This window comes from Bacteroidota bacterium (assembly GCA_039111535.1).
Lineage (GTDB): Bacteria > Bacteroidota > Rhodothermia > Rhodothermales > JAHQVL01 > JBCCIM01.
Genome location: JBCCIM010000248.1, coordinates 1 through 7,747, shown reverse-complemented (window position 1 = coordinate 7,747; position 7,747 = coordinate 1). Strand labels below are relative to the sequence as shown.

At 48.9% G+C, this 7,747-nt stretch carries 5 protein-coding genes; 4 read left to right on the top strand and 1 reads right to left on the bottom strand.

Going from position 1 to position 7,747, the window contains the following annotated elements; translation table 11 throughout:
* The 4 genes from AAF564_24430 to AAF564_24415 form a co-directional block, all read left to right on the top strand.
* Positions 1–883 (top strand): TonB-dependent receptor (locus tag AAF564_24430; GenBank protein MEM8488716.1); only part of this gene is annotated, 883 nt, incomplete at its 5' end.
* Between the two features lie 137 nt (positions 884–1,020).
* A complete protein-coding gene (locus AAF564_24425; protein MEM8488715.1) occupies positions 1,021–3,633 on the top strand; it encodes a carboxypeptidase regulatory-like domain-containing protein in 2,613 nt (870 codons plus the stop codon).
* 60 nt (positions 3,634–3,693) lie between these two features.
* Positions 3,694–4,503 carry a monofunctional biosynthetic peptidoglycan transglycosylase gene (gene mtgA, locus AAF564_24420; GenBank protein ID MEM8488714.1) on the top strand — a complete coding sequence of 270 codons (810 nt, stop codon included), beginning with the start codon at positions 3,694–3,696 and terminating at the stop codon, positions 4,501–4,503.
* Positions 4,504–4,532: 29 nt separating this feature from the next.
* The gene (locus AAF564_24415; GenBank protein MEM8488713.1) at positions 4,533–4,919 is read left to right on the top strand and encodes a DoxX family protein; all 387 of its coding nucleotides are present in this window, start codon (positions 4,533–4,535) and stop codon (positions 4,917–4,919) included.
* 496 nt (positions 4,920–5,415) lie between these two features.
* Here AAF564_24415 and AAF564_24410 read toward each other — a convergent pair whose 3' ends face one another.
* Positions 5,416–7,653, bottom strand: a complete 2,238-nt coding sequence (locus AAF564_24410; GenBank protein ID MEM8488712.1) for a DUF5916 domain-containing protein — start codon at positions 7,651–7,653, stop codon at positions 5,416–5,418.
* Positions 7,654–7,747: the final 94 nt, after the last annotated feature.

The window sequence follows — 7,747 nt, the reverse complement described above, 5'->3', positions numbered from 1 at the left end:
CAAAAACCACTCCCTTGAACCGCGCATCGGCGCAGCATGGCGGCTGTCGGAAACGCAAACACTTTCGTTTGGCGTTGGTCTGCATACCCGCACCGAATCCACAGCGTTGTACCTCGCAGAACGGACCAACGCCGCCGGCCAAAGCTTCCAGCCCCACAGAGACCTGGATCTTATGAAAGCATGGCATTACGTGGTAGGATACGACCACTATTTCACGCCAAAATTCCGCTTACGCTTCGAAGCATATTACCAGGACCTGTTTGATATTCCAGTCTCTTCTTCTGCACAAAACCCCATCTTTTCTTCTATAAATGCTGAGGATGCATGGGATATCGTGTTTAGTAACGACATACTGGTGAACGAAGGTACAGGCGAAAATTACGGGGTGGAATTGACGTTGGAGAAATTTCTGAGCAAAGGCTATTATTACCTCCTCACCGGTTCACTGTATGAGTCGCGCTATACGCCGTTGGATGGCCAAAGCTACAACACGCGCTATGCCGGCAACTACGTGCTTAATGTAGTCGGGGGCAAAGAGTTTTCACTCAAAAACAGAAACCAGTTTGGTTTGAACGTGCGGGTCCTGCTTGCCGGCGGCAACAGATACACACCGCTCGACGTCAACCGGTCACGCGACCTCGGATTCCCGGTCCTCGACTTTGCGCAGACCTACGAAGAGCAAGTAGACGCCTACTACCGCCTGGATGTCGGCCTGAGCTACACCGTCAACAAGTCGGCCCTAACCCATGCCATCCGTTTTGACTTCCAAAACATCACGGACAGACTAAACGTACAGGGTTTTGACTACAACAATAATTTTGAACAGGTGGCATTTTTCCACAGCGGCTTGCTTCCGATCCTTAGCTATAAAGTAACGTTTTAACCCGATAGTCAGGCTACCGGATGCAGCGTACTATCACCTGGCATCCGGCAGCCTGACACCCTATTGTGCAATTGATACAACGAATCATATTGAGTGTGTGGCTCGCCTGCCTGTTCCCATTGGCAAGCGAGGCCCAGGTGTCCGCAGATCGCGTAGAAGCTGATCCTGCACGGATGCTGGAGCAGCGCCATACGGTTTCGGTTGCACCCGCATCGTTGCTGGAAGTACTGGGCGTTTTGCGTGCGCAAACGGGGATTCGGTTTATTTACAGCCCTTCGAGTTTGCCGGCAGATCAGCTTGTGGAAATCAGCGCTGACAATGAATCGCTTGCGCTCATCCTCGACCGTCTGTTTGAGCCGATACACATCGAATATGAACGGATCGGGCGGCAAATAGCCCTGCGCTGGTCACCACCGGCACAACGTAAAGCGTACACACAAACCATTCGCGGGACGGTTATTGATCACGACACACAGGCCCCACTGGTCGGCGCTAACGTAGTTGTAGCTTCTCTCGACCCGTTTCGTGGCGCGAGTACAGATGAACAGGGCAACTTTGAAATCCCTGGCTTGCCTTTGGGCCGGCATGCGCTCATTGTGCAATACATTGGTTTTGAGCCGGCGCATGTTTCACAACTGCTGCTCACTGCCGGCAAAGAATTGGTGCTCGACATCGCGCTCATTCCGTCTCCCGTGACAATGGAAATGGTGCTTGTCTCGGATGCCCCTGACCTGATGGTCCCGCTCAATGAAGCAGCCACCGTAAGCGCCCGCTCGTTCTCTGTTGAACAAACGCAACGGTATGCTGCCAGTATTTCAGATCCTGCGCGCATGGCGCAGTCTTTCTCCGGCGTTTCCCGGGCAGAAGACGACCTGCTCAATGAAGTGATCGTGCGCGGTCAGTCGCCCAAGTATACAGTCTGGCAACTCGAAGGCATCGAAATCCCCAACCCCAATCATTTTGGCGATGGCGGCCACAGCAGCGGTGGTATCAGCATGTTCAGTGCCAACGTTCTGACGTACTCTGACTTCCTCTCGGGAGCCTTTCCGGCTGAGTATGGCAATGCGTTAGCCGGCGTGTTTGATCTTAACATGCGGAAAGGCAATTCCGAACGCAGCGAATACACCATTGGTGTCGGATCACTCGGTCTCGAAGGCACAATGGAAGGCCCCATTGGATCGCGCGGTGGCTCGTATCTATTGAATTACCGATATTCCACGCTTGGCTTGCTGGCCGACTTCAATATTATCCCGAACGACATTATAGCCTATGAGGACCTCGCGTTCAAATTCCACTTACCCACGCGCAAATTAGGCGTATTCACCTTCTTTGGCCTTGGTGGCACGTCCTATTTTCACGACAAAGAGACAAGTATTACCTGTAACTGTGTCAATCCCCCGTTTTCAGATAGCGACCTAAAAGAAGCTGATGAGGGTGATGAAAAGAAAGGGGTGATTGGCATTAGCAATTTCCTGCCGCTATCCTCCACCAGCTTTCTCAAAACCACAGTTGCAGCCTTTGGGAAGTCGGAACTTGAAAGCACCTACGTGCAAGCACGACCCATCAATAATGAAAAAATCAACGCTGACGAAGAGTGGGAGAAAGAGCAGGGGGTTCGGGCGAAGGTCCGGTTTGCCTACCGCCCCAACGAACGGCACTTGATGGAGGCAGGCATATCGGGGAGTTTGCTCTGGCTCACCTACCAGTTCCGCACCCGCGACTTTGATCCGTATGCCCCGTGGACTTATCAGATTTATGTCAATGAGCCCGTCCATATGGGCCGCGGCTTCTTACAATGGACCTACCGGCCAAACACACGACTAACCTTCAATGCCGGGGTCCATAGCACCTATTTCAGCGTCAACAAAGAACGCACTTTCGAGCCACGTCTTGGTATCAAGTGGCAGCTTGCACAGGACAAAACGCTTTCTTTCGGCACAGGAATACACAGCCAAATTGAGCCTTTTGGTATTTACCTGCTCGAAAACACGCGGCAAGACAGCATTCCGTTTTCGAATCGCGATTTACAGCTTTCCAAGTCATGGCACAACGTACTGGCTTTTGAAAAAATATTCCCGGGTGATACGCGCTTCAGATCAGAGGTGTACTACAATTATGGGTACGACATCCCTGTTTCAGATTTGCCCGGCAGCACGTTCTCTACCATAAACACGTATTTCCTGTTTAATGTATACGCCTCTTCGCTGGGGCTAACCAATGCCGGCACCACCACAAACTATGGACTTGATCTGTCGCTGGAAAAGCTCTTCTCAAATGGCTATTACTTCATGCTGAACGGGTCACTGTTCGATGCCAAGTATTCCACAATTGATGGAAATCGATTCCCCAGCCGGTATAACACGCGGTTTATGACAAACCTGGTGACGGGTGTTGAATTCAATATGGGCCGGCAAAAACGCGATGTGCTGGGCATTAATGCGCGGATTTTGTTTGGTGGCGGTAACAGATATACCCCCCTCGAAGTGACACAACTCGACAATGGCGTCAACATTCGCCTCAATACAACCCGACGGTACTCCGAACAACTCACGCCCTATTTCCGGGTAGACTTTAGCACCAACTACACCTTCAACAAACCATTTCTAACGCACCAAATCTATCTCGACGTACAAAATGTCATCCACCGTAAAAATGACGGATTTCTCGAGTATGATATCAAAAAACAATCGTTGAGCGTCATTCCGCAGTTGGGCATTCTACCAACGCTGGGTTATCGGCTCACGTTTTAATATTGGTTGAAGGTTATTCGGCATTCGGTAATAAATAGCCTACTGGATTGTTGAGTAACAATGAAGTATTTGGTAACTTACAGTTGCTATTCCCCGCTATCCATCCCTTCTACGCTCCCCATGTCGACCGATTACTCGTCGCACTATGTAGACTACCCTGCCCAGGAAGCACCACAAAAATCCAAATTCCCAATTTTTCGAATTGGCTTACGCGTGGTCGCAATCAGCCTGATCCTCTTTTTTCTATTGAGTGTCTTCTGGGTGTTGGTCTACCGTTTCACCGACCCGCCCTCCAGTTTCATTATGCGGCGGGACCAGCAAAAAGGGCTGGAAATTGATCGCCGGCCCGTCACCATAGACCAGATTAGTCCGCACTTGCCTTTAGCAGTGCTTGCGGCGGAGGACCAGCAATTCTGCGTACACAATGGCTTTGACTGGACTGCCATTGCAAAAGCGCAAGCGCACAATGAGGAAGCCACCATTAAACGTGGCGCATCAACCCTGTCCATGCAAACCGCTAAGAATGCATTCCTCTGGCCAACACGCTCATGGATACGCAAGGGATTTGAGGCTTACTTCACCGCCTTGATTGAAATCCTTTGGCCTAAAGAACGTATATTGGAAGTGTACTTAAATCTTGCCGAGTGGGGATTTGGTATTTATGGCGCTGAAGCCGCTTCCCACCACTATTTTGGCAAATCAGCGTCACAACTAACCCTGCACGAGTCTGCATTACTAGCAGCAGCGTTGCCCACCCCAACCCGGTCAAACCCTTCCTCCCCCACCGCATACCTTACAGATCGTGCGGCCTTCATTGAGGCTGACATGGCGCGTATTGGTGGCGACTATGGCAATTGCCTGACGCCTTAGAGAAACTAACCAACCGAGATAGCAGCACAATGGAGAAACTCCCAAAGATTTTTTACTGGATCGCAACGGGCCTCGTTTGCCTGATGATGATCTTTTCTGCCGGTATGTACCTGTTCAACACAGCAGAGATTCAGGCCTTGTTTACCAGCCTTGGCTACCCCGCCTATATTGTAATTCCACTAGCGATTGCCAAAATATTGGCTGTTGTGGCTATTCTGACCAAAAAGTCAGCCGTGTTAAAAGAATGGGCATATGCAGGCTTGTGTTTTGATTTTATCCTGGCCTCTTCTGCTCATATTATGGTGGGTGATGGCGAGCAATATGGCGCAATTGTGGCGCTGGTCATTCTGGCTGTATCATACTACTACGACAAGCAGCTTTTCCCGGCAAATCAGTTGGTATCCGAGCCGGCGTAACATCTACATGCCGATATTTCAGTAACACAAAACGGGCACTGCGAGTGCCCGTTTTGCATTTCTACCGACATCAGGTCATTCAAGCGATTGGTTGCTCATGGTCTAGTATAACAGCGAAAGCCTGTTTTTAGCGCGGGTTTGAAACCAGCTTTCACCCACCTACTGTAGCGTAGCTGGCAATACCGAAAAAACTGCAGCGTCTGCACAGGGAGGCTGGGCAGATTGTAATAACACACCTGCTTTCTGCCAATATATCTGGTAGCTTTGGGCGGTGACTTCTTGTCTATTGCTTGTCTTAATTTGTTCAACAGGTATGTCGAAGCTATCAGATTCAGCTATAGACTTCGCATGCTTTGCCAATGAAAGAAACAGCGCAATTGCGCATACAAACATGATTATGTTTTTCACTAGCAGGCGGGAGGAATTCGAGCGAAGGTGTCGAGGATAGAGTTTCATGATAATTCTGGAATATGGATGCAAGGCTGTATTTATCGGGTCACTTGTGAAAAGTATGGCTGTACTTTACCAGCAATGTCCCGCGATTGGCCTCCGGAAATAGCGTCCCGACAGCCCCACCTACCTGATTGATCTCAGCATTATATACCAGGTAGAAATCATTCCCATCTTTAGCAGTATATCGGAGGTGGAAGTTGTTGATGAGCGACTTTGAAACGTTATTATATTGCGAGAAGCCGCTTAAAAAGAGTTTTGTACTGAACGCATACGACAACTTTAGCCGTGCAAGGGTTATATGCGTACGTTCGTTCTCGACCAGACCATTTATTCGATTGTAATCCAGGCTTCCTTGTACGATGAAGTCGGGCGTTACATTTAACAAGGCTGAAGCAGACACATTCGCTCTATTGGCATTGTAGAACTTCCCAAGTGTAATGGATGTGGCATAGGACAGATTCCCTGCAGATGGTGAAGTCAAGGATCCTGAAAAACTTCCAAAGTCATAGCTCCCTCCGCTCACTAAAATGTTACCCGGAAACGTGATATTTTGAGCGAGCACTTCCCGCTGATTTTGGTAATTCACATCGAAAAGCCATCCCGCTTTTGTGAACACTTGAAAACCCATCCTCAACGATCTCGCATCCATGTAACCCAGTGCATTACTCCAGTTCACCAGCGCCTCATGGTAGGGCACAGCCTGTAAGACCTGTGACTCATTATTCGGAAAAAAATTGTAGGCTACCCTTGCGTTAAGCTGGGAAAAATCACTCCGCTGTTCGTATCCCATGGCCGGATTGTAGGTAGCGCCGGCTCTCGAAAAGTTTATTTTGTAGGTTAGTTTTTCAAAAGATCTTTTTTCAAGTTCAAAGAACAGTTTGGTAGGCGCTCCTGATACGACATCGAACCGCGTACTATCAGAGATACTCTGGGCAATTCGCACATTGAAATAGTTTTTCCTGAGAATCTTTAGCGTTGCATCAAACCCATAGACAGCGTTGTAATTGCCGTCGAAATCGTTCCGGTTAGTTACAATAAATCCTACTGTAGAATTTTCGTTGAGCACTTTCCTTCTGACCCGTACAACGCCAAAATTCTCGGAGGCCAGTATGTCAGCTGCTGATTGCATAGACAAGATGCCCGCTTCCCACTTCCCAAATTTCCCCAGCGCACGAACACCTCCTAAGATTCGTGTTTGCTGACCGTTTACAATGCCAATACGTCTGCTGTGAAAGACTTTCCCTGTTGTGCCAAATGCAAAATCGAACAAGCTGGCGCGCTCTTGAAAAAACAGCCGCTTTTCTGGAAAAAACAGATTGGTCCTGGTTAGATTTATTTGTTGATCATCAGCTTCTACCTGGGCAAAATCGGTATTGACAGTCAGGTCGAGTGTCGCATTACTACTTAGCGAAACTTTGGCATCAAGCCCCACCTGGGCCTTCATTCTCATCGTGTTGCCGACTGCTTCTGTAACCGGAGCACCTGCAACCGAAGTACTTTCGTTGATTGACTCAAAACCGCTCAAGCCATAGGATGTGATCCGAATAGGATTTCGTTTTACGATGCCTTCAAATTGCACCCTTTGGGTGAGCGATGGCTTGAATGTGCTCCCCAAAGACGGATCCCGTGGTGGGAAGATATCCGTTTCGTCATTGCGCGCCAGGTACCGAAAGGCCGTAACACCCATCACTACCTTGCCGTCTTTCTCCTCAAAAGACAGGCTAGAAAAAGGCACTTTTATTTCCGAGAACCAGCCTTCCTCGGTTCTAGAAACTGCCGCATCCCAGAAAGAATCCCAACTCAAATTAAACGGTGAGGGCCCTTCAATGTCACCCGACAATGCCATATCCAGCTTTGCATTGGTAGGGGTCACAAAAAAAGCAAGCGCATTTTCCCGGTCATCATACGAATCGATTAGAAACCCGCACCACTCAGTGTTTTCCGTGAAGTCATCTCTTTTCTTTGTATTCGCTACAATAAGTTCAGGGTGTTCATCGAATGATCTACAAGACAAATAGATGTTTAGGGCATCGTACGTCATTCTGATTTCAGTCTTTTGAGACGGCATGGCGCCGGCATCAGGCACCTTTTGCAACACTTCAAAAGGCACAATCGAATCCCATTCATCCGAATCGACAAGGCCATCAATAACGATTGAGCCGGTATGCCTTTGGAGTTTGATGATTTTCGAATAGCCTGCTGTATTCAAAGGTGACCATGATGGTACAAGCACACGCAACTTTGTCAATGCATGTGCAGCATACTTTGACTTGGTTGGCATTGTTGATGAAAACACCAGGGGCTTGTTTGCCCAGATGCATCTGGTTGAAACTGCTAGGACTTAGTTTGATGGACAAGGCTACCCCTCTGACTCT